Here is a 23189-nt window from a genome sequence, read left to right on the forward strand (position 1 = left end):
GGGCAGATGCTCGTCAAGCCACAACGCAAGCACGGTCCCAAGGCCGAAATGAACGTGGTGCCGTACATCGACGTGATGTTGGTGCTGCTGGTGATTTTCATGGTCACCGCGCCCATGCTGACCCAGGGGGTGAAGATCGAACTGCCCAAGGTCGCCAGCGAAGCACTGGCCAACGACAGTCGCCAGCAAATCCTGACTCTGTCGGTCAAGGCCGAGGGCGGGTATTACTGGAACCTGGGCGGTGAGCTGGACACCCATCACCAGACCGACAGCGCCGTGGATCTGGAGCAGATGCGCGCCAAGGTGGCCCAGGTCGTGGCCGAGCGCAGCGATACCCAGGTGTACATTCGTGCCGACGATCATGCCGATTACGGCCGGGTCGTTGCGGCCATGGCCGCGTTGCAGCAGGGCGGCGTGAGCAACCTGGGGCTGGTGACCGAGGCGCCGCAATGACGGCGATGATCATGCACAGTCCATCCCTGGGCGCACCTGCGTCGAGGCGCGGCTTATGGAAAAACAGCCTGGCAGCGGGGCTCGCGTTGGCCCTGCACGCTGGCGTGGTGGCGTTGTTGGTGCTGGGTTGGAGCGTGGAGAAGCCAACCGCCGAGGTGCCACGGGTGCTGCACACGCAACTGGTGATGTTGCCGGCGACAGCCGTGCCTGAAGCGCCTGCACCGGCACCGGTCATCCCTGTTGCACCGCCAGCGGTCGAATCCACCCCATCACCCATGGAAGCGCCACGTCCCGCCCCCACCAAGCCGGTTGTAGACCCGCGGATCCAGGCACAGAAACTGGAACAGGCGGCCCTGGCCCGCAAACGGGTCGAGGAGCAAAAGCGCGAGCAACAGGCCCGACAGCAGCGCGAACGCCAGGAAAGCGAACGACGCAGGCAAGACGCCGAGCAGCAGGCCGCCGAACAGCAGCGCCAGGCCCGGCAAGCACGAGCACTCGCCGAGCAACGCCAAGCCGAACAGGCGCGTCAGGCCGCCGCCGACAGCCGCAGCTACCAACCGCTGAGCAAGCAAGCCCCGGACTATCCGCAACGCGCCCTGGACAAGGGCCTGGAAGGCGATTGCACCGTGGAATACAGCGTGACGCCGGACGGGCGGATCGATAACCCCAAGGTGCTCGAGGGCTGCCACCCACTGTTCATCCGACCGTCCCTGGCCGCCGCCCAGACGTTTCGTTATCAGCCGCGGATCATCGATGGCAGGGCGGTGACGGTACCGGCGGTACGCAATACTTTTCACTACCGGATCAAATAAACGCTTGATATTGCCCCAGGCAGTAGAAGCCATCTACGAACTATGTAGGGCCCACGTAAGAGCTGCCGTGTAGGAGCTGTGTAGGAGCTGTGTAGGAGCTGTCGAGTGCAACGAGGCTGCGATCTTTCCCCAGACACTTGAATCCCAAGCGAAAGATCAAGATCAAGATCAAGATCAAGATCAAGATCAAGATCAAGATCAAGATCAAGATCAAAAGATCGCAGGCTTCGCCAGCTCCTACAAAGCCCGCCACGAGCCTGCCCCACCCATTCCATCCCATGTTCAGACACACGTTGCATAAAGAGCTTGGATTAACGCGCGAACATTAATTAGAATCAGTCTCATTTAAGACTTTGCGCAGGCTTCTGGACATGTGTGATGCAGTTACGCCGACGGAGCATTCCCTCCTACTTTCCGCGACGGTGGATTTCTAGGTCGATGTGCCGCTCCAGGGAAGGAGCTGCCTGGGTTCAGATGTCGCGAAACAGATCGTGGGCATCGAGCAGCCGCCAGGCGATTTCGGGGCGTTTTTCCAACCCACGGCGGATGGCGGCGGGAATCGACTGGCGAATCTTGCGGCACAGGCCGGGCTGGTCCTGAAATTCGATGGCGATGCCGCGCATGGTCCGCACTTCGTTGTGGCCGGGCTCGACGCTCAGGTGGATCCCCAGGTTTTCGTACAGGCGTTGCTGCAGGCGCTGGAGTTCGTCGAGGCTCTGGATGTTCTCCAGGCGTTCAAGCAGGCGTTTTTCTTCCTGGCGATTCAGGCAAAGGATGCGCAGGTCGCTGCCAGGCGCCTGCAGCAAGGCATCACGGCCACAATCGCAGACACCGGGCGGGCAGGGGGGACGGATCGGGATCGACGCGGTCATGGGCTCCACAAAAATCTGCTGCACAACGAAACAGCGAGCTTATCGCCGGCCCAGGCAATGTGATGCCTGGCGGCATGTGGGTCAAGCCTGTTGGAGGGGCCGCTTGTCTGGCGCTGCTGTGGGAGTTTGCTCGTGATAGCGGTGAGTCAGCCTGCACCTTTGTCGGATTTGCCACCGCCATCGCGAGCAAGCTTTGCTCCCACAGGCCTGACGGGTGCATGGCTGGGAGAACCAGGCCAGCTGTCAGGCCGCTATCGCGAGCGTTACAACCCCAACTCAGACAACCCCGGATGATCGTCCGGCCGGCGACCCAGCGGCCAGCGGAACTTGCGCTCGCTTTCCTTGATCGGCATGTCGTTGATGCAGGCGTATCGGTTGTACATCAGGCCTTGCTCGTCGAACTCCCAGTTTTCATTGCCGTAGGAGCGGAACCAGTTGCCCGAATCATCGTGCCATTCGTAGGCGTAGCGCACGGCGATGCGGTTATCGGTGAAGGCCCAGAGCTCCTTGATCAACCGATAATCCAGCTCCTTGGCCCATTTGCGGGTCAGGAACGCCTTGGCTTCCTCGCGGTTATGGGCGAATTCGGCGCGGTTACGCCATTGAGTATCCAGCGTGTAGGCCAGGGATACTCTTTGTGGGTCACGAGAGTTCCAGCCGTCTTCGGCCAGGCGAACTTTCTCGATCGCCGATTCACGAGTGAACGGCGGCAACGGCGGACGAACTTCGGAAGAGGCAGACATGGCGGATCTCCAGTGAGTTGACGAATGGCACAGCGGTTCTACGGGTCAGACGTGTAACAGTTGTTTCAGCATGTCCTGGGCGTGATCAGCCGCGCTGTGGTCGCCCATGACCAGCGCCACGGTAATGGCGCCGTCAATCAGAATCAGGAGCTGGCGGGCCAGTGCGTCCGGGTTCTGGACACCTTGTTCGACGCACAGCCGGGTCACGTAATCGAGCAACTTCTGTTTGTGCAGCTTTGCCACTTGGCGGACCGGATCCTGAGGGTCGCCGGTTTCGCCGCTGGTATTGATGAAGGCACAGCCGCGGAAACCTTCGCTGTCGAACCAGCCCTTGAGCACGGTGAACAGGTTGAGCAGCCGCGCAGTTGGCGTGGGCGCCTTGTCCACCTCGGTGCTGAACCAGTGCATCCAACGTTCGTCCCGCCGCTTGAGGGCGGCCACGATCAGGTCGTCCTTGTTGGCGAAGTAGCGATAGACACTTTTCCTCGAGACGCCGGCGGTTTTCACCAGAAGGTCCATGCCGGTGGCGGCGATGCCACTTTTATAGATCAACTTTTCGGCGACATCGAGGATGATGTCGCGTGTTTCATTACCAGTAATTTCATTCATGAGCGAAAAGTAGAATGATCGTTCTCCTTGGTCAAGTCTTTTTTTCTTGGGGACAGGAAGACCCAAACCCATCCATGGTGTAAGCTCATCCGTTCTTCGGAATCGACCTTTTTGCGAGCCCTATGCCGTCGCTTTTCAAACGCTCCCTGCTGCCCAAGCTGCGCAGCTTTGCACTGACCGCCGATGCGGTGACCATCCTCGATGGCGCTGCCCAATTCCGCCGTTGCCTGCTGGAGAAAATCACCCAGGCCACCCAGCGCATCTACATCGTCGCGCTGTACCTGCAACAGGATGAGGCCGGCCAGGAAATCCTCGATGCCCTGCATGCCGCCAAGGCCGCGCGTCCGGAATTGGACGTGGTCGTGGTGGTGGACTGGCTGCGGGCCCAGCGTGGGCTGATCGGCGCCAAGAAGCAGCCGGGCAACTCGGCGTGGTACCAGGAACAGACTCGTACCCATGCCAGCGAAGTGCCGATCTACGGCGTGCCGGTGCAGACCCGCGAACTGTTCGGCGTGCTGCACTTGAAAGGCTTCGTGATTGACGATTGTGTGCTCTACAGCGGCGCCAGCCTGAATAACGTCTACCTGCACAAGTTCGACAAATACCGCTACGACCGCTATCACCTGCTGCAGAACGCGGCACTGGCCGATTCGATGCACCATCTGGTGCAGCACGGCCTGGTCGCCTCCAGGGCCGTGCACCGCCTGGACCTGCCTGACCTGCCCAGCACCCGCAGTTTGCGCAAGGACATCGGTGACCTGCGCAGTCGCCTCAAGTACGCGACCTATGACACCAGCGTTGGCAGCCTCGACAAGGGCGGCCTGTCGGTAAGCCCGTTGCTGGGCGTGGGCAAGAACAACCCGCTGAGCCGGGTGATCGGTGAACTGATCGCCAGCAGCCGCCAGCAACTGACCATTTGCACACCGTACTTCAACTTGCCCCTGGCGGTGACCCGGGAGCTCAATCGCGCCCTGGCCCGTGGGGTCAAGATCGACATCATCGTCGGCGACAAGACCGCCAACGACTTCTACATTGCGCCAAGCGAGCCGTTCAAGATCATCGCGGCGCTGCCATACCTCTATGAAATCAGCCTGCGGCGCTTCGCCAAACGCCATCAGCGCTATATCGACAGCGGCCAGTTGAACCTGCACCTGTGGCGTGACGGGGACAACACCTATCACCTCAAGGGCATGTGGATCGACGAGCGCTACACCTTGCTGACCGGCAATAACCTCAACCCCCGGGCCTTTCGCCTGGACCTGGAAAACGCGCTGTTGCTGGACGACCCCAAGGGCGAGTTGCTGGCGCCGCGCCAGGCCGAGCTTGAGCAGATCTACTGCCACACCCGCCGGATCGAACGTTACCTGGACCTGGAAACCCTGCCGGATTACCCCGAGGCCGTGGCCAGGTTCCTGAAACGGGTCAGCCGGGTGCGGATAGAACGGCTGCTTTACCGGATCCTGTGAATACCCGCGCCATGTCGAAAAAAGACACCATCTCCATCCAGTTGGTGCGTGAGGCGCTGCTGCAAAGCTGCGCCCCCGGCGCGGCTACCGATGAGGTCCTGAGCAAGGTCGGCATAGACCCTGCGTTGCTCGACGACAGCCAGGCGCGGGTCCCGGCCCATGCCTATGCGCGGCTCTGGCGTTTACTCGCCCGGCGCCTGGATGACGAGTTTTTTGGCATGGACCCGCGCAAGCTCAAGTCCGGCAGCCTGGCGTTTCTCTGCCAGTGCGCCATGGCCCAGCCCACGCTGGCGAGCGGCTTGACGGCGGGGCTGGGGTTTCTGTCGCTGATGCTCGAACACCTGCCGGCACAGTGGGTGCGCCAGCAAAGCCTGGCGGAGATCGTGCTGCTGGAAGACGATCAGCCGCCGCGCCGGGCCTTTACCTATTTCACCTACTGGATGATTGTCCATGGCGTGGCCTGCTGGCTGGCCGGGCGGCGCATTCCCATTCTCTCCGTCGAACTGCGCTGCCCGGCGCCGGATTTCTGCGACGACTATCGCGTGATGTTCTCCCAGAACCTGCGCTTTGACCGCCCGCGCACCCGCATGATTTTCGCGGCTCAATGCCTCGACCTGCCGATCAGGCGCAACGCTGATGAGCTCAAGCGCTTCCTGGCCCAGGCCCCGGCCAACATCCTGGTCAAATACCGCAACCCGCAAAGCCTGGCCAGCCGTATCCGGCAAGACCTGCGGCAGTTGCCTGCCGAACAATGGCCGGAGACCGAAGCCCTGGCCCAGCAGTTCTGCGTGTCCGCGTCTACCTTGCGCCGACGCCTGGCGGAGGAAGGCCAGACTTACCAAGGCCTCAAGGACAGCGTGCGCAAGGATCTGGCAATCACCTGGCTGGCCGAGCCCTCCATCAGCTTCGTCGAAATCGCCTCGCGCCTGGGCTTTGCCGATGCTAGCTCCTTCTACAAGGCGTTTCGCAAGTGGTCAGGGTCCAACCCGGGGCATTATCGCAGCCTGATTCTCAACGACATCAACTGACCTGTTGCTTGGCAGAGTCGAACCCTGTGGGAGCGGGCTTGCTCGCGAAGAGGGTCTGGCAGCCAATGAAAAGGCGGCTGAACCACCGCTATCGCGAGCAGGCTCGCTCCCACAGGGTTTTTCGCTTGGCACACTGGCACGCTCATAAAACCGTCATTTATTTCTGATACAAGCCTGTGCAGGCCCCGGAAAAGCCGGGCCATCCATCAGGGTAATGTATGCAAATGACCGTTTTGAGCCGCGTATGAGAGTACTGGTCACCGGCGTCGCAGGGTTCATCGGGTTTCATACCGCCAAGCGGCTGTGCAGCGATGGCCATCAGGTCATTGGCATCGACAACCTCAACAGCTACTACAGCGTCGAGCTGAAACAGGCACGCCTGGCGCAGTTGGCCGAATGCCGCAACTTTCGCTTCCAGCGGCTGGATGTGGCCGACAAGCAGGCGTTGCTGGACCTGTTTGCACAAAACGCATTCGAGCAAGTCGTCCACCTGGCGGCCCAAGCCGGCGTGCGTTATTCCATCGACAATCCGGACGTTTATGCGCAAAGCAACCTGGTGGGCTTCCTCAACGTGTTGGAAGCCTGCCGTACTCATCGACCGGCGCACCTGGTGTTTGCCTCGAGCAGCTCGGTGTATGGCTTGAATGACCGTCTGCCGTATGCCACCACCGACCCGGTCGATCAGCCGGTGTCTTTCTATGCGGCGACCAAGCGCGCCAATGAACTGATGGCCCACGCCTACTCGCATCTCTACGGTATTCCCACCACCGGCCTGCGGTTTTTTACCGTCTATGGACCTTGGGGACGGCCCGACATGGCGCCGTTCAAATTCACCGACGCCATCCTCAACGGCCGCGCCATTGACCTCTATAACGATGGTGCGATGTCGCGGGACTTCACCTATATCGACGACATCGTCGAAGGCCTGGTGCGGTTGTTACCGCTGCCGCCTGCCACTGATTCGGGCGTACGCAACAAGGTCTACAACATCGGGTTCGGCGCGCCGGTCAAGCTCCTGCAGTTTGTCGAGTGCCTTGAAGAGGCACTGGGCATCCCTGCGATAAAGCATTTCTTGCCGTTGCAACCGGGCGACGTGGTCGACACGTGGGCAGACACGCGTGAGCTGGAGGATCTCGTGGGATTTCGCCCACAGGTCGCAGTGCCCGTCGGCGTGCAGTCGTTTGTCGATTGGTACCGCGACTATTACCGCGTTTAACCCCCTCACTCCTCAGCTTTTCACTGGAACGTCATGCACGAAACCCCTTATGTGTCGGTCCTGATTCCGGCAAAGAACGAAGCAGGCAACCTCATTCCATTGCTGGAAGAAGTACGTACGGCGCTGGTTGACGAGGCCTTTGAAGTCATTGTGGTCGACGATGGCAGCACCGACGCCACCGCCGCTGAATTGCGGACGCTGCAAGCCAGTGGCTATCGCCAGTTGCGGGTGCTCAGCCACACCCGCTCCCTGGGGCAGAGCACCTCGATCTACCACGCCGCTGAAGTGGCACGCGGGCATTGGTTGGCCACCCTGGACGGCGACGGTCAGAACGACCCGGCCGATCTGCCGAAAATGCTCGACCTGGTGCGCGGTTCCGAAGGCACGCCCGGGGGCGTCAAGCTGGTGGCGGGGCATCGCGTCAACCGCCGGGACACGGCGAGCAAGCGTTGGGCCTCGCGATTTGCCAACAAACTGCGCGCCAGCCTGCTCAAGGACCAGACGCCCGACACCGGTTGCGGCATCAAGCTGATCGAGCGCGAGGCGTTTCTGCGCCTGCCGTATTTCGATCATATGCACCGTTTTATTCCGGCGCTGATCCGCCGTCACAACGGCCGGATGCTGGTTCAGCCGGTCAATCACCGTGAGCGCGGGGCCGGGGTGTCCAACTACGGCAACCTGGACCGGGCGCTGGTGGGCATTGTCGATCTGTTCGGGGTGTGGTGGCTGATCAAGCGCACCCGCCTGGACGTCAACGCACAAGAAACCGAGGTCTGAGATGGGCAGAGAAACGTTGTGGCTGGTCGTTGGTTTCGCGGGGCAATTGGCGTTCACCGGGCGTTTTGCCCTGCAATGGCTGTATAGCGAGTACAAGAAGCGCAGCATGATTCCCGTTGGCTTCTGGTACCTGAGCATCATCGGTAGCTCGCTGTTGCTGGCCTATGCCATCTACCGCGAAGACCCTGTGTTCATCGTCGGCCAGTCCTTCGGTTTTATCGTTTACCTGCGCAACTTGCAGTTGATCGCCAAGCATCATGAGCAGCAAAAACGTGAACTGGCAGAGAAGGGCTGAGACGGTGCGGATACGATTATCTTCCTCGCGGCTCGAGCTCCTGGCGGTTGTGGTATTGGCCTTGATCATGGTCGGTGCCGGCCTTGGCTGGCGCCAACCGATGAACGTCGATGAGGAGCGTTTCCTCGGCGTTGCCCTGGAGATGCTGCAGAACGGCTCATGGTTCATTCCCCATCGCGCCGGTGAAATCTACGCCGACAAACCACCGCTGTTCATGTGGACCGTGGCCCTGTTCGTGCAACTGACCCACCTGCCCAAAGTTGCCCTGTACTTGCCCGCGCTGCTGGCCGGTGCCGTCACCACTGCGTGTCTGTATGACCTGGGCCGACGCTTGTGGGGACGGCGCGTGGGGGTGATCGCGGCGCTGTTGTTTCTCGCCACCTACCAGACCTACAGCATCCTGCGTACCGGGCAGATCGATGGTTTCCTTGCGCTCTGGACCATCCTGGGAATCTATGGCTTGTGCCGGCACGTGTTGCTCGGCCCGGCCTGGCGTTGGTACTACGTGGCTTGTGCGGCGATGGGGTTGGGGATCATCAGCAAAGGCGTGGGTTTTCTGCCGGTGCTACTGCTCATTCCCTACGCCTATGCGCTGCGCAAAGGTTGGAAAGGGGTGGTGGCAATGCCTGGCCAGGCAGGACGCTGGTGGCTGGGCCTGGTTGTCGCATTGGCCGCCATCGCGTTATGGCTGGGGCCTTTGCTGATGATTGTCTGGCAGGGCAGCCCCGACAGCCTGGCATATGCCCAGGAAATCCTGTTCAAGCAGACGGCCGGGCGTTATGCCAACGCATGGGAACACCGCGAACCTTTCTGGTATTTCTTCGTCCAGGTGATTCCCAAGTACTGGCTGCCGATTGTGTTCATGCTCCCCTGGCTGGTGCCGGCCTGGCGCAAACAACTGCTCAAGCACGACGGTCGGGTGTTGGTACTGCTCGGTTGGGTGCTGTTGGTGTTGGTGTTCTTTAGCCTGAGCAGCGGCAAGCGCAAGCTGTACATCTTTCCCGCGCTACCCGCGTTGATCCTGGTGGTTGCGCCGCTTGTGCCGTGGATGCTGCGCCGCTGGTTTGGCCGGCGGCCGAAGGGCAGGGTGGTATTCGCGACATTGACGGCCGTGTGGTTGTGCGCCTGGCTGGTACGCGGCTTCGTCGAGCCCCACAAGGAAGGCGTCAACCCCCACCAGACCTTGATGCGCGATGTCGCCGGGCTGACTTCAAATGCCGAGCTGGTGCTCGTGGGGTGGCGTGAGGGCCATTGGCTGTTCGCCCAGCAACCGATCGTGCATTTCGGCTTTCATAACGGCAACACCCTGGAACAATCCGCCACCTGGCTGCGCAGCCACCCGCAGGCCTTCGCCTTGGTGCCCTCCCGGGACCTGGCCCGCTGTTACGACCCACAAAAAGCGCGCCGGGTCGGCAATACCTCAAGGGCCGAGTGGTTCCTCGTGGGGGCTGACGCGGATAACCAGCGCTGCCAGTCGCCGGTGCCGGAGAAGGTTTATTCATTTGCCTGGAAGCAGCCCTTGTAGCGGCTAAACCACCGCCATCGCGAGCAAGTTCGCGCCCACAGAGGCTTGGACGATCACAAAGCCGAAGTCCGCCACAAATCCCCTGTGGGAGCGGGCTTGCTCGCGATAAGGGCCAAAAGAACACCACATCCCTAAACCATGGCCAAACCAGTCAAGCAACTTGAAAGCTTTGACCATTGCCGCCACAACCCTTCGGCGCGAGTATTTGCCTGCTATTCACGGTTCCCCCAACCAATAAAAAGTACAGAGGGATTCTGGTCATGCGCGATTATTCGTCCGCCACGTCACAGTTCGATTACCAACACACCGTCAACGCCGCGCTGCACGGCTCGCTCGAGGCGCTCAATGCCTGTGTCGAGTGTTGCGACCGGCATGCATTGCCGGGCCGCATCGCCTTGTTCTGGGAGGGCCGTGACGGCAGCGAGGCAACCTGGACTTACCGTGACCTGCAGGACAACGCCGCGCGGTTCGCCAATTTCCTGCGCGCCCAAGGCGTCGGCAAGGGCGACAAAGTGGCCGGCCTGCTGCCGCGCACCGCTGAACTGTTGATCGTGGTGCTCGCCACCTGGCGCATTGGGGCGGTGTATCAGCCGCTGTTCACCGCGTTCGGGCCCAAGGCCATCGAGCACCGCCTGGGCAGCTCGGGGGCACGCGTGGTCGTCACCGATGCGGTCAACCGTTCCAAGCTCGACGAAGTCGCCGATTGCCCCACCATCGTCACGGTCGGCGGCGAAAAGGGCCAGGGCATCGTGCGCGGCGACTACAGTTTCTGGGCCGAGGTGGCGAACCACTCCAGCCAGTGCGAACCGCTGATGCTCACCGGCGAAGACCCGTTCCTGCTGATGTTCACCTCCGGCACCACGGGACCTGCCAAGGCGCTGTCGGTACCGCTCAAAGCCATCGTTGCGTTCCAGAGCTATACCCGTGACGCGGTAGACCTGCGCCCTGAAGACGCCTTCTGGAACGTCGCCGACCCGGGTTGGGCCTACGGCATCTATTTCGGCGTGACCGGGCCGTTGGCCATGGGGCATCCGATTACCTTCTACGATGGCCCGTTTACCCTGGAAAGCACCTGCCGGGTCATCAACAAATACGGCATCACCAACCTGACCGGCTCGCCCACGGCCTATCGCCTGTTGATTGCCGGTGGCGAGCAGTTTGCCCGCTCGATCAAGGGCAAGCTGCGCATCGTCAGCAGCGCCGGTGAGCCGTTGAACCCGGAAGTGATCCGTTGGTTCGCCGATAACCTGGAAGTGGTGATTCACGACCATTACGGCCAGACCGAACTGGGCATGGTGCTGTGCAACCACCATGGGCTGGAACACCCGGTGCACCTGGGCGCGGCCGGTTTCGCCTCGCCGGGTCATCGGATCGTGGTGTTGGATGAAAATCAGCGCGAGCTGGGCGTGGGCCAGCCGGGCATTCTCGCGCTGGACCGCAGCCAGTCGCCCATGTGCTGGTTCGCCGGTTACGAAGGCGGGCCGACCAAGGCCTTCGTCGGTGACTACTACTTGAGCGGCGACACTGTGGAGCTGAACCCGGACGGCAGCATCAGTTTCGTGGGCCGCAGCGATGACGTGATTACCACCTCCGGCTACCGGGTCGGTCCGTTCGACGTCGAAAGCGCGCTGATCGAACACCCGGCCGTGGTGGAAGCGGCGGTGATCGGCAAGCCTGATCCGGAACGCACCGAGTTGGTGAAGGCCTTCGTGGTGCTCAGCGCGCAGTTCCGTGCCTCATCGGAGCTGGCCGAAGAATTGCGCCTGCACGTGCGCAAGCGCCTGGCGGCCCATGCGTATCCCCGTGAAATCGAATTTGTCAGCGACTTGCCGAAAACCCCAAGCGGCAAGTTGCAGCGCTTTATCTTGCGCAACCAGGAGATCGCCAAAGCCCAAGAGGCCGCGGCGCAGAACGTTTCAGCTTGAATCCAAGGAAACCATGATGCAGATCGACAACAAGATTTTTCTCGTCAGCGGCGGCGCTTCCGGCCTCGGCGCGGCCACCGGCGAGATGCTGGTCAAGGCCGGCGCCAAGGTGATGCTGGTGGACCTCAACGCCGACGCCGTGGCCGCCCAGGCGCAAAAACTGGGTTGCCAAAGCGTGGTGGCCGACATCAGTAACGAAGCGGCGGCTGAAGCGGCGGTGAAGGCCACGGTCGATGCGTTCGGTGGCCTCAATGGCCTGGTGAACTGCGCCGGTATCGTGCGTGGCGAGAAGATCCTCGGCAAGAACGGTCCCCACGCGCTGGCCAGTTTCAGTCAGGTGATCAACGTCAACCTGATCGGCAGCTTCAACCTGCTGCGCCTGGCAGCTGCGGCCATTGCCGAAACCGAGGCCAACGCTGACGGCGAGCGCGGGGTGATCATCAATACGGCGTCGGTGGCGGCTTTCGATGGTCAGATCGGCCAGGCGGCTTACGCCGCATCCAAAGGCGCCATCGCCAGCCTGACATTGCCGGCCGCCCGTGAACTGGCGCGCTTCGGTATCCGGGTGATGACCATTGCGCCAGGGATCTTCGAGACCCCGATGATGGCCGGCATGAGCCCGGAAGTGCGCGATTCCCTGGCCGCCGGCGTGCCGTTTCCGCCACGCCTTGGGAAACCTTGCGAGTACGCGGCGCTGGTCAGGCATATCATTGAGAACAGCATGCTCAACGGCGAGGTGATCCGTCTCGACGGCGCCTTGCGCATGGCAGCCAAATAATCAGGAGGATTCATGATGTCCAACGATCCTATTGTCATCGTCAGTGCCGTCCGCACCCCCATGGGCGGTTTCCAGGGCGAGCTGAAAAGCCTCAGCGCCCCCCAGCTGGGTGCCGCCGCCATCAAGGCCGCCGTGGAGCGAGCCGGCATCGCACCTGACGCGGTTGAAGAAGTGCTGTTCGGTTGCGTACTCGCCGCCGGCCAGGGCCAGGCACCGGCGCGTCAGGCCGCGCTGGGCGCCGGGCTCGACAAATCGACCCGCTGCACCACGCTCAACAAGATGTGTGGCTCGGGCATGGAAGCGGCGATCCTCGCCCATGACATGCTCATCGCCGGCAGCGCCGAAGTGGTGGTGGCCGGCGGCATGGAAAGCATGTCCAACGCCCCGTACCTGCTCGATCGTGCGCGCAGCGGTTACCGGATGGGCCATGGCCGGGTGCTGGACCACATGTTCCTCGACGGTCTGGAAGACGCCTACGACAAAGGTCGGCTGATGGGCACCTTCGCCGAAGACTGCGCCGAGGCCAATGGCTTGAGTCGCGAGGCCCAGGATGCGTTCGCCATTGCATCCACCACCCGCGCCCAGCAGGCGATCAAGGACGGCAGTTTCGACGCCGAGATCGTGCCGTTGCAGGTCATGGTCGGCAAGGAACAAGTGACCGTGCGCCACGACGAGCAGCCACCCAAGGCCCGGATCGACAAGATCGCCTCCCTCAAGCCGGCGTTCCGCGAGGGCGGCACAGTGACGGCGGCCAATTCCAGTTCCATTTCCGATGGCGCCGCGGCGCTGGTGCTGATGCGCCAGAGCCAGGCGGCCCAGCGTGGTCTCAAGCCCCTGGCGGTGATCCACGGTCATGCGGCGTTTGCCGATACCCCGGGCCTGTTTCCCACCGCACCGATTGGCGCCGTGAAGAAACTGATGCAGAAAACCGGTTGGTCGCTGGATCAAGTCGACCTGTTCGAAGTCAACGAAGCCTTTGCCGTGGTGGGACTGGTGACCATGGACAAGCTGGAGATTGCCCATGACAAGGTCAACGTCCACGGCGGCGCCTGTGCGCTGGGCCACCCGATTGGCGCGTCTGGCGCACGGATCCTGGTGACCCTGCTCTCGGCCCTGCGCCAGAAGGGTCTCAAGCGCGGCGTTGCGGCGATCTGCATTGGTGGCGGCGAAGCCACGGCCATGGCCGTCGAATGCCTGTATTAAGGAATCACCATGCTCCCGACTGAAGAACAGACACAAATCCGCGACATGGCCCGGCAGTTCGCCCAGGAACGCTTGAAGCCGTTCGCCGCCGAATGGGACCGCGAGCATCGTTTCCCCCGGGAAGCCATCGATGAAATGGCCGAACTGGGCTTTTTCGGCATGCTGGTGCCGGAGCAGTGGGGTGGCTGTGACACCGGTTACCTGGCCTACGCGATGACCCTGGAGGAAATCGCCGCCGGCGACGGCGCGTGCTCGACCATCATGAGCGTGCACAACTCGGTGGGCTGCGTGCCGATCCTCAAGTTCGGCAACGATGAGCAGAAGGCAAAATTCCTCACGCCCCTGGCCAGTGGCGCGATGCTCGGCGCGTTCGCCCTGACCGAGCCACAGGCCGGTTCGGACGCCAGCAGCCTCAAGACGCGGGCGCGCCTGGAGGGCGATCATTACGTGCTCAACGGTTGCAAGCAGTTCATCACGTCCGGGCAGAACGCCGGGGTGGTGATTGTGTTCGCGGTGACCGATCCGAGCGCCGGCAAGCGTGGCATCAGTGCGTTCATCGTGCCGACCGATTCGCCGGGCTACAGTGTGGCGCGGGTCGAAGACAAACTTGGCCAGCACGCGTCCGACACCTGCCAGATCCTCTTTGAGGAGGTGAAGGTGCCGGTGGGCAATCGCCTGGGGGAGGAGGGAGAGGGCTACAAGATCGCCCTGGCGAACCTGGAAGGCGGACGGGTGGGCATCGCGGCGCAGGCGGTGGGCATGGCCCGCGCCGCGTTCGAGGCGGCTCGGGACTATGCCCGGGAACGCGCAAGTTTCGGCAAGCCGATCATCGAGCACCAGGCCGTGGCGTTCCGCCTGGCAGACATGGCGACCCAGATCGCCGTGGCCCGGCAAATGGTGCACTACGCCGCCGCCCTGCGAGACAGCGGTCAGCCGGCACTGGTGGAGGCTTCCATGGCCAAGCTGTTCGCCTCGGAAATGGCTGAAAAAGTCTGCTCCATGGCGTTGCAAACCCTGGGCGGTTACGGTTACCTCAACGACTTCCCGCTGGAGCGGATCTATCGCGACGTGCGGGTCTGCCAGATCTACGAAGGCACCAGCGACATTCAGCGCATGGTCATTTCGCGCAATCTGTAGGAGCTGCCGCAGGCTGCGATCTTTTCCTGTCAATTGAGTCTTGAACGAAAGAACAACGTCAAAAGATCGCAGCCTTCGGCAGCTCCTACAGGGCATAGAGCCAAATACAGTGCTTAACAGGAGTCATACATGAGCTACGAAACGATTTTATTGGAGATCAAGGACCGCGTCGGCCTGATCACCCTCAACCGTCCCCAGGCATTGAATGCCTTGAATGCGCAGATCGTCAGCGAACTGAACCAGGCGTTGGACGGCCTGGAGGCGGATCCGAAGATTGGCTGCATCGTGCTGACCGGCTCAAAAAAAGCCTTTGCCGCCGGTGCCGACATCAAGGAAATGGCCGAGCTGACCTACCCGCAGATCTACCTGGACGACCTGTTCAGCGACAGCGACCGCGTGGCCAACCGCCGCAAGCCGATCATCGCGGCGGTGAACGGCTTCGCCTTGGGCGGTGGTTGTGAGCTGGCATTGATGTGCGATTTCATCCTGGCCGGCGACAACGCCAAGTTCGGCCAGCCGGAAATCAACCTCGGCGTGCTGCCGGGCATGGGCGGCACCCAGCGCCTGACCCGCGCAGTGGGCAAGGCCAAGGCCATGGAAATGTGCCTGACCGGGCGCTTTATCGATGCGGTGGAAGCCGAGCGCTGCGGCATCGTCGCGCGGATCGTGCCGGCTGATGAGCTGCTGGACGAGGCATTGAAAACGGCGGCGTTGATCGCCTCCAAGTCGGTGCCCATCAGCATGATGGTCAAGGAAAGCGTCAACCGCGCCTTTGAAGTCAGCCTGTCCGAAGGCGTGCGTTTCGAGCGCCGGGTATTCCACGCAGCGTTTGCGACGCAGGATCAGAAAGAAGGCATGGCGGCGTTCGTGGCCAAGCGGGCGGCGGAGTTTCAGGACAAGTAACGCGGCGTTCTCACTGACGCCATCGCGGGCAAGCCTTGCTCCCACAGTGGGTCTGGAGTGTACGCAGCATTTGTGTACACCGCTAAACCCTGTGGGAGCTGGGCTTGCCCGCGAAGGCGGCGGCACATTCAGCCTATCAATGACTGATACACCGCTATCGCGGACAAGCCTTGCTCCCACAGGTCCGTGACCTGACACAGTATTCTGTGTGCAGCGCAGATTCAGTGGGAGCAAGGCTTGCCCGCGATGCTTTTCTTACCATCACACCAGGTAGTGCTTCAGCTCCCGGGCAATCACCATCCGCTGTATTTCGCTCGACCCTTCATAAATCTGGGTAATCCGTGCATCGCGGTAGTAGCGCTCTACCGGATAATCCTCGAGATACCCGTACCCACCATGAATCTGTATGGCCGAGGAGCAGACTTTCTCGGCCATTTCCGAGGCGAACAGCTTGGCCTGGGAGGCTTCTGACAGGCACGGCTTACCAGCGCTGCGCAGGCGGGCGGCGTGGAGGATGAGCAGGCGGGTGGCGTTGATGCGGGTATGCATGTCGGCCAGGAGGTTGGCGATGCTCTGGTGTTCGATGATCGGCTTTTCGAACTGTACGCGATCGCGCGCGTAAGCCAGCGCCGCTTCAAAGGCGGCACGGGCGATGCCCAAGGCTTGCGCAGCGATACCGATGCGGCCGCCTTCCAGGTTGGACAGGGCGATGGCCAGGCCTTTACCGCGAGCCCCCAACAGGTTGGCCTCGGGGATGGTGCAATTGCTCAAGGTGACTGCGCAGGTGTCCGAGGCGCGGATGCCCATTTTGTGTTCAGTGCGATCGACGATGAAACCCGGCGTATCGGTGGGCACCAGGAACGCCGAAATGCCTTTCTTGCCTAGATCCGGGTCCGTCACGGCAAACACAATCGCCAATTTCGCTCGCTTGCCATTGCTGACGAACTGCTTGGCGCCGTTGATGACCCACTGACCATCGCGCAATTCGGCCCGGGTACGCAGGTTGTGGGCTTCGGAGCCGGCCTGGGGCTCGGTCAGGCAGAAGCAGCCAATGGCCTGGCCACTGGCGAGATCGGCCAGCCATGTCTGCTTTTGTTCGTCGGTGCCGAAATTCAGCACCGGCCCGCAACCCACCGAGTTGTGGATGCTCATCAGTGCGCCGGTGGCACCGTCGCCCGCGGAGATCTCCTCCACGGCCAGGGCATAGGCCACATAATCGACGTAGGTACCGCCCCATTCTTCCGGCACCACCATCCCCAACAGGCCCAGTTCACCCATCTTCGCCACCAGGCCATCGTCAATCCAGCCGGCCTTTTCCCACGCCTGGGCGTGAGGGGCGATTTCACCACGGGCGAAGTCCCGGGCCATGTCGCGGATCATCACTTGTTCTTCGGTCAGTTCGAGGTCATGCATGGCTCAGTTCCCGTGGTCGTCGAAGCCGTCGAAGAAACTCGCCACATGGTCGGCGTCCAGCGCCTCCAGGGTCGGCGGGTTCCAACGCGGGTTCTTGTCTTTGTCGATCAGCAAGGCGCGCACGCCTTCGATCAGGTCTCCGCGCTCGAACCATTGTTGGTCCAGATGCAGTTCCAAGGAAAAACAGTCTTCCAGGCTCAAATGCCGACCGCGCCGCAGCATTTCCAGGGTCACGGCCATGGCCAAGGGGGAGCGGGTGTCCAGCAGGTCGGCAGTCTTTGTCGCCCATTCGTGGCTGTTGGCGACGGTGACCTGCCGCAACTGCTCGACCATGCTCGGCACGTCGGGCAGGCTAAAGAAATGGTCGATGGCTGGCCGCAAGTCGGCCAGGGGTGGGGCAGGCAATTGTTGCACACCGAGTTTGGCCAGCAGGCTTTGCAGGTCCTTGAGTGGTGTATCACCCCATTCCAGGCGATCGAGGCGCGCGTCGAGTTGTTCAAGCTTGCGACTGTCCAGATACCAGTCGGCCAGCCCGCAATACAAGGCGTCAGCCGCACGGATCTGCACGCCGCTGACGCCCAGGTAGATGCCCAGTTCGCCAGGAATGCGCGGCAGGAAGTAACTGCCGCCCACATCCGGGAAGTAACCGATGCCGACTTCCGGCATGCCCAGGCGGCTGCGTTCGGTCACCACCCGCAGGTCGGCTCCTTGTGCCAGCCCCATGCCGCCGCCCAGCACGAAGCCGTCCATGAAGGCGAGGATCGGTTTGCGGTAGTGATGAATTGTCAGGTCGAGAGCGTATTCCTCGACGAAGAAATCCTCATGCAGGGTGTCGCCCTGCTTGTGGCTGTCGTACAAGGACCGGATATCACCGCCAGCGCAAAACGCCTTCTCGCCTGCGCCACGCAGTACCACGGCGCGGATCTGTGGGTCGAGAGCCCAGGTATCGAGTTGTTGTTGCAAGCTGCGCACCATGCCCAAGGTAAGGGCATTGAGGCCGGCGGGGCGGTTCAGGGTCAAATGGCCAATGTGATTGCGAACTTCGACCAGCACCTCAGAGGCCGCAGTTTCGAGGGTTTCCGCAGCTTGTGATGAAACCTGAGCTGTCATCGCTAACTCCCTGCTTTTATTCTTCTTTATGAATTGTGTCGCGCGTATCCATTCAGGATCGTACCAGTGCAAATTTGCATTGCACAACCGGGATACGTGCAGGTCCTTCCTGCATATTTATAGCAGCCACAGGCTCAACCGCGACTAGAGAGAACCTCCGCGATGCTACGGCGCTTGGCATTTCGCTCGCTGGCGTGGATCAATTGCTCAAGATCTTCCGGCGTGACGTCAAAGAATGCTTCCATTTGCGCCAAGGCCAGTTTCAGGTCTTCGGCCGTAATGGCCTGGCGGTCGACGGGAGGGTGGTCAGCCGGTATGACGGCCACCGGTTCGTTGGCACGCTTGGGATAGCGCACCCGCGTCAGGTTGTTGTAGGCCAGCGCAAAGGCCAGCAGCCCGGAACCGGCCAGCATGGCCGCACCGACGGCCTGCCAGTCCAACGCGATGATAGAAGGGGCGGCCAGGACCAACGTCGCCGCCAGGGCGCCTGCCGGCGGATGCAAGCAACGCAGCCAGCACATCAACACCAGTGCCATGCCAGCCGCCAGGCAGGCGCTACCCAACGTGCGGCCCAATACATGGGCCACCAGCAGCGCCACGACCGACGCACACAGGTAACCGCCGACAATCGACCAGGGCTGGGCGAGGGCGCCCGATGACACCGCAAACAACAGCACGGCCGAGGCGCCGAGGGGGCCGATCAGGTGTTGCGCTACCTCGAGGCCAAATACTTGCCCGCAAAGCCAGACACTGAACATCGTTCCCAGCGCCATGCCGATGGCGGCGCGGCTCCATTCGGTGGGACGGGTGTTGATAGCAGCGGGGAACCAGCGAGAGAGCATTAAGTGAAAATCCAAAAAAAACGAACAAAAAAAGGGGCTTACGGGAGAATCCCAGAAAGCCCTTTAAGTGTTCCAACAGTTGGGGGAGGAACGGGGCACAGTGTGCCGATCCCGCCCCTTGCTTACAAATTCATATTAATGCTGGTTGAGTGCATTAATTTTGAGGTAAAGCCACCGCTCATGCGCTTCTCGAAGCGGGGAACCACGTTTGCTGGGCAACAGGCAGGTTTCGCGATTGCCCGCGACCCATCGGGAAATAGGTGAAGCCCTTGTCGGCCATGCGCTCGGGGTCGAACAGGTTACGGCCGTCGAATATCACCGGGGCCTTGAGCCGTTGCTGGATCAGGTCGAAGTCCGGTGCCTTGAAGGGCTGCCATTCGGTGCAGATGACCAGCGCGTCGGCCCCCGGCAACACCGATTCCGGCGTGCCCATCAGCATCAGTTTGGGCTCGTCGGGGTAGAGCAACTGCGTTTGCTGCATGGCTTCCGGGTCAAACGCGCGGACGCTGGCACCCGCGGCCCAAAGCGATTCCAGCAAGGTGCGACTCGGTGCGTCGCGCATGTCGTCGGTGTTGGGCTTGAAGGCCAGGCCCCACAGGGCGAAGGTCTTGCCGCGCAGGTCGCCCTGGTAGAACGCGTTGATCCGCTCGAACAGCTTGTGTTTCTGCCGGCCGTTGATGGCTTCCACTGCTTGCAGCAGGTCGCTGGAGCAATGAGCCTGTTCGGCGGTGTGGATCAGGGCACGCATGTCTTTGGGAAAGCACGAGCCGCCGTAGCCGCATCCCGGGTAAATGAAGTGATAACCGATGCGCGAGTCGGCGCCGATGCCCAGGCGCACCGACTCGATGTCGGCTCCCAGGTGTTCGGCCAGTTCGGCGATCTGGTTGATAAAACTGATCTTGGTCGCCAGCATGCCGTTGGCGGCGTATTTGGTCAGCTCGGCGCTGCGCAGGTCCATGAACAGAACCCGGTCGTGGTTGCGGTTGAACGGGGCGTACAGGTCGCGCATGGTTTCGCGCACTTCATCGCGCTCGCAGCCGATCACGATGCGATCCGGACGACGGCAATCGGCGACCGCCGAGCCTTCCTTGAGAAATTCGGGGTTGGAGACGATATCGAACTGCAGCAAGCGACTGGCCTTGAGCAGGCATTTGTCGATGTGCGCCCGCAGAACATCGCCGGTGCCCACCGGCACGGTGGACTTCTCCACCACGATGAGCGGTTGCTCGCGGTGGCGGGCGACAGCCTCGCCGACGGCCAGGACCTGGGCCAAATCGGCACTGCCATCGTCCCGGGAAGGCGTGCCCACCGCGATAAACAGCACCTGGCCGTGCTGCACGGCAAGCTGTTCGTCACTGGTAAAGTGCAAGCGACCGGCCTCCAGGCCTTCACGCACCAGCGTGGCCAGGCCGGGCTCGAAAATACTCACCTGGCCTTGGCGCAGGCTGTCGACCTTGCGCTCGTCGATGTCCATGCACACCACGTCATGGCCCACTTCGGCCAACACCGCGGCTTGTACCAAGCCCACGTAGCCACTTCCGAATACACTGATTTTCATGGCGGACTCCCTGGGTCATTCCGTGCGAGCGACATTCACAGCCGGCGTTCGCCGCTGTGCGCTCGGCCCAGAATAAGTCGGGGATGTTGCAGTTCACTTACAGCCCGCTGAAATCTTGCGTCGCCAATCGGTACGCTGCCGGCAACTGCGCGACGAACTCGCCCACCACTTCCCGGGTCAGGCTGACGATGTCTTCCACCCGTTCCATTCCCGCGCCGGTCCGCCAACTGGCCACGATGTCCATGACCGATGGCAGCGGCACACCGTCCACCAAGGTCAATGTGCCTTGGGCCAGTTCGCCGACAACCAGCGCGGCCGGCATGGCACCAATGCCAAAACCGTCGCGAACCAGGCGGGTGATGGCCGAGGCCGAGTTCACACAGTTGATGCGTGGCGAGACGATGTTGGCCGAGTGCAACAGGTTGAGAATGTCCTGGTGGGGGCGTGAGTTGCGCGAGAACGTCACGATGCGTTCCTGGGACAAGTCTTCCAGCGATGCATAGGACCGGTCATAGGCCGAGCCGGTGCGCACCACCCAGTGCATCGGGTAACGGGTCAGCAGGGCGTTGCGCACGCTGTCCAGGCGCAGGATGTCGGTCTGGAAAATGATGTCCTGGTAGCCTTTCTCCAGTTGCGAGCACAGGTTGCTCGCGGTGTCGGCCGACAGTTCGATTTCCAGGGCCGGGTAACATTCCATCAGGCGTGTCACCAAGGGGCTGAGCCAAGTGTGGATCACCGTATCCATCGCACCGATGCGGATCCGGCCGCGCACCTGGCGTGGGTCCTTGATCACGGCTTTCATGCTTTGCATGGTGTCCATGATGCGCTCGGCGTACTCCAGCACGCGCTGGCCTTCGGAGGTCAGCGACACACCTTTGGAATCGCGCACGAACAGGCGCACGCCCATTTCGTCCTCCAGGGCGGCGATCCGACTGGAAATCGACGCCTGGGTGGTGAACAGCTTTTCCGCGGTAAGGCGAAAGCTCTTCAGGCGGGCGACCCAGACGAAGGTTTCGAGAAACTTGATGTTCATTTGGGGCGATTCCTTGAAACAGTCATGCAGATTCTGAAAGCGCACGGGCGGCCTGATCAAAGATTTTCCAGGTACCGGATAACATCCTGAAGCGCACCTGAATCCGGCACGTTATCGATAATCGCTTCAGGCCGGCACCATGGGTACTCCAGCCGCGATGCCCAGGCCATGATCATCGGCAGATTGGTCGCCGGCAGGGTCTTCATGTGTTCGATGGTGATGGTCAGTCGCTCGGCCAGGCTCGACGCTGGATCGAACTGCCAGTCATACAGGCCACAACCGACGCGTGCCTGGCCACTGTTCTTGTCGGACATCGCCACCAGCCATTTGCACTGGAACGCCTCGGCGTTGGCCGGTGGCGGGGCGGCCAGGCAGAACGTGTAGACGTTTTCGAAGGTCTGGCCAAAGCGACTGACCAGCACGTCGCCGATGGCGGTACGGCCTTCGACATGGTCGGGAAACGTGATGGAACCGGTGCGCACGACCATGTGCAAAAGAGCAGTCGGCGTGAAAGCCTGGTCCAGCAGGTGAGGGCGGTTGCCGTCCTTGGCGCTGATGTACTGTTGAATCGATCGCTGAGCGGTGTTCATCGTGTGTCCCTTCAAGTTGAAAAACAGCCTCGTTCGAGGCTTACAAGTCACTGTTCCATAAGTCCGTCACCAGCATGCAGCCCGGGGCGTGGGTGATGCACAGCGGTGGACGTGAGGCCTGGACCACCGATTGAGGCGTTACGCCGCAGGCCCAGAATACCGGGATCTCGTCCGCTTCCACCGGCACGGCATCGCCGTAATCCGGCGAGTCCAGGGATTGAATGCCGATCAGTGACGGATCGCCGATGTGCACCGGGGCACCGTGGACGTTGGGCATGCGCCCGGTAATCTGGATCGCCTGGATCGCTGCGGCGGCTTTCATCGGCCGCATGGTCACCACCATTTTGCCAGACAGGCGGGCGGTCGGACGGGTGTCGATGTTGGTCTGGAACATCGCGACATTGCGCCCCAACTCAATGTGTCGCAAACGGATGCCGGCCTCCAGCAGGGGTTGTTCGAACGAGAACGAGCAACCGAGGGCGAAGGCCACCAGGTCGTCCTGCCACAGGTGTGCGATGTCCAGCGGCGCTTCGCTCAACTCGCCGTGGCGGTAGACCCGGTATTGAGGCACCTCGTGGCGGATATCGATGGCGGCACCCAGGTTGCGCAAGAACGGATCGCCTGGCTCGGTCACGTCGAGTACCGGGCAGGCCTGGCGGTTGAGGGTGCAGTAGCGCAGGAATTCATTGGCCCAGTCGCCGGGCAGGATCACGATATTGGCTTGCACGCGGCCCTGGCCCAGGCCGCTGGTATGGCCCTGGTATCGGCCGGCGGCGATGTTTTGGCGCAGGGCCAGGGGCGTGCATTGCTGCAGTTGTTCGAAGGACATCATTACGGGGCTCTCCAAGCGGTCGTTCGCTACTTTGAGAACACCGTGGCGATGGCGTCCAACAAGGAATAT

The 23189-nt window shown here is 61.8% G+C and carries 23 protein-coding genes; 13 read left to right on the top strand and 10 right to left on the bottom strand.

Going from position 1 to position 23189, the window contains the following annotated elements:
- The first annotated feature begins 6 nt into the window (after positions 1-6).
- Together tolR and AC09SL_RS05465 are read left to right on the top strand one after the other, a co-directional pair.
- Complete coding sequence (gene tolR / locus AC09SL_RS05460) at positions 7-453, top strand: protein TolR (RefSeq protein ID WP_058543688.1); 447 nt, start codon at positions 7-9, stop codon at positions 451-453.
- Positions 450-1265: an energy transducer TonB gene (locus AC09SL_RS05465; RefSeq protein ID WP_058543687.1), complete on the top strand. Its 816-nt coding sequence runs from the start codon at positions 450-452 to the stop codon at positions 1263-1265. The genes tolR and AC09SL_RS05465 overlap by 4 nt, the downstream gene beginning before the upstream one ends.
- Before the next feature lie 470 nt (positions 1266-1735).
- Here AC09SL_RS05465 and AC09SL_RS05470 read toward each other — a convergent pair whose 3' ends face one another.
- The 3 genes from AC09SL_RS05470 to AC09SL_RS05480 all read right to left on the bottom strand — a co-directional run bounded on the left by AC09SL_RS05470 (position 1736) and on the right by AC09SL_RS05480 (position 3489).
- On the bottom strand, positions 1736-2137 hold the full coding sequence (locus AC09SL_RS05470; RefSeq protein WP_058543686.1) for a hypothetical protein: 402 nt from the start codon (positions 2135-2137) through the stop codon (positions 1736-1738).
- 263 nt (positions 2138-2400) lie between these two features.
- A complete protein-coding gene (locus AC09SL_RS05475) occupies positions 2401-2880 on the bottom strand; it encodes a nuclear transport factor 2 family protein (RefSeq protein WP_058543685.1) in 480 nt (159 codons plus the stop codon).
- Positions 2881-2925: 45 nt separating this feature from the next.
- Positions 2926-3489 (bottom strand): TetR/AcrR family transcriptional regulator, encoded by a 564-nt coding sequence (locus AC09SL_RS05480; RefSeq protein WP_058543684.1) that lies wholly within the window; start codon positions 3487-3489, stop codon positions 2926-2928.
- 122 nt (positions 3490-3611) lie between these two features.
- Between AC09SL_RS05480 and pssA the strand changes: the two genes are divergently transcribed.
- The 11 genes from pssA (at position 3612) to AC09SL_RS05535 (ending at position 15742) form a co-directional block, all read left to right on the top strand.
- Positions 3612-4955, top strand: a complete 1344-nt coding sequence (gene pssA / locus AC09SL_RS05485; RefSeq protein ID WP_058543683.1) for a CDP-diacylglycerol--serine O-phosphatidyltransferase — start codon at positions 3612-3614, stop codon at positions 4953-4955.
- Positions 4956-4966: 11 nt separating this feature from the next.
- Entirely contained in the window at positions 4967-5983 is a 1017-nt protein-coding gene (locus AC09SL_RS05490; protein WP_064106845.1) for an AraC family transcriptional regulator, read from the top strand.
- 244 nt (positions 5984-6227) lie between these two features.
- A complete protein-coding gene (locus AC09SL_RS05495) occupies positions 6228-7199 on the top strand; it encodes an NAD-dependent epimerase (RefSeq protein WP_058542150.1) in 972 nt (323 codons plus the stop codon).
- Positions 7200-7232: 33 nt separating this feature from the next.
- Positions 7233-7976, top strand: coding sequence for a glycosyltransferase family 2 protein (locus AC09SL_RS05500; protein ID WP_058542151.1), 744 nt, complete (start codon positions 7233-7235; stop codon positions 7974-7976).
- 1 nt (position 7977) lies between these two features.
- A complete protein-coding gene (locus AC09SL_RS05505; protein ID WP_058542152.1) occupies positions 7978-8271 on the top strand; it encodes a lipid-A-disaccharide synthase N-terminal domain-containing protein in 294 nt (97 codons plus the stop codon).
- A 67-nt stretch (positions 8272-8338) separates the two neighbouring features.
- On the top strand, positions 8339-9796 hold the full coding sequence (locus AC09SL_RS05510; RefSeq protein ID WP_058542180.1) for an ArnT family glycosyltransferase: 1458 nt from the start codon (positions 8339-8341) through the stop codon (positions 9794-9796).
- 260 nt (positions 9797-10056) lie between these two features.
- Positions 10057-11721, top strand: a complete 1665-nt coding sequence (locus AC09SL_RS05515) for an AMP-binding protein (RefSeq protein WP_058542153.1) — start codon at positions 10057-10059, stop codon at positions 11719-11721.
- Between the two features lie 16 nt (positions 11722-11737).
- Complete coding sequence (locus AC09SL_RS05520; protein WP_058542154.1) at positions 11738-12499, top strand: SDR family NAD(P)-dependent oxidoreductase; 762 nt, start codon at positions 11738-11740, stop codon at positions 12497-12499.
- Positions 12500-12511: 12 nt separating this feature from the next.
- Positions 12512-13702: an acetyl-CoA C-acyltransferase gene (locus AC09SL_RS05525; RefSeq protein ID WP_165826027.1), complete on the top strand. Its 1191-nt coding sequence runs from the start codon at positions 12512-12514 to the stop codon at positions 13700-13702.
- A 9-nt stretch (positions 13703-13711) separates the two neighbouring features.
- Positions 13712-14839, top strand: coding sequence for an acyl-CoA dehydrogenase (locus tag AC09SL_RS05530; protein WP_058542155.1), 1128 nt, complete (start codon positions 13712-13714; stop codon positions 14837-14839).
- 129 nt (positions 14840-14968) lie between these two features.
- Positions 14969-15742, top strand: coding sequence for an enoyl-CoA hydratase (locus AC09SL_RS05535; RefSeq protein WP_058542156.1), 774 nt, complete (start codon positions 14969-14971; stop codon positions 15740-15742).
- 261 nt (positions 15743-16003) lie between these two features.
- Here the strand turns inward: AC09SL_RS05535 and AC09SL_RS05540 are convergent, their stop codons facing one another.
- From AC09SL_RS05540 to AC09SL_RS05570, 7 genes are all read right to left on the bottom strand, one after another.
- On the bottom strand, positions 16004-17155 hold the full coding sequence (locus AC09SL_RS05540) for an acyl-CoA dehydrogenase family protein (RefSeq protein WP_058542157.1): 1152 nt from the start codon (positions 17153-17155) through the stop codon (positions 16004-16006).
- 3 nt (positions 17156-17158) lie between these two features.
- A complete protein-coding gene (locus tag AC09SL_RS05545; RefSeq protein ID WP_058542158.1) occupies positions 17159-18265 on the bottom strand; it encodes an enoyl-CoA hydratase/isomerase family protein in 1107 nt (368 codons plus the stop codon).
- A gap of 134 nt (positions 18266-18399) precedes the next feature.
- Positions 18400-19107, bottom strand: coding sequence for an HPP family protein (locus AC09SL_RS05550; protein WP_058542159.1), 708 nt, complete (start codon positions 19105-19107; stop codon positions 18400-18402).
- A gap of 178 nt (positions 19108-19285) precedes the next feature.
- Positions 19286-20665, bottom strand: a complete 1380-nt coding sequence (locus AC09SL_RS05555) for a UDP-glucose dehydrogenase family protein (protein ID WP_058542160.1) — start codon at positions 20663-20665, stop codon at positions 19286-19288.
- A 97-nt stretch (positions 20666-20762) separates the two neighbouring features.
- A complete protein-coding gene (locus AC09SL_RS05560) occupies positions 20763-21698 on the bottom strand; it encodes a LysR family transcriptional regulator (RefSeq protein WP_058542161.1) in 936 nt (311 codons plus the stop codon).
- A gap of 56 nt (positions 21699-21754) precedes the next feature.
- Positions 21755-22288, bottom strand: coding sequence for a hypothetical protein (locus AC09SL_RS05565; RefSeq protein ID WP_058542162.1), 534 nt, complete (start codon positions 22286-22288; stop codon positions 21755-21757).
- Between the two features lie 40 nt (positions 22289-22328).
- Positions 22329-23120 carry a putative hydro-lyase gene (locus AC09SL_RS05570; RefSeq protein WP_058542163.1) on the bottom strand — a complete coding sequence of 264 codons (792 nt, stop codon included), beginning with the start codon at positions 23118-23120 and terminating at the stop codon, positions 22329-22331.
- Positions 23121-23189 lie beyond the last annotated feature (69 nt).

Source organism: Pseudomonas sp. PF05, from assembly GCF_056521845.1.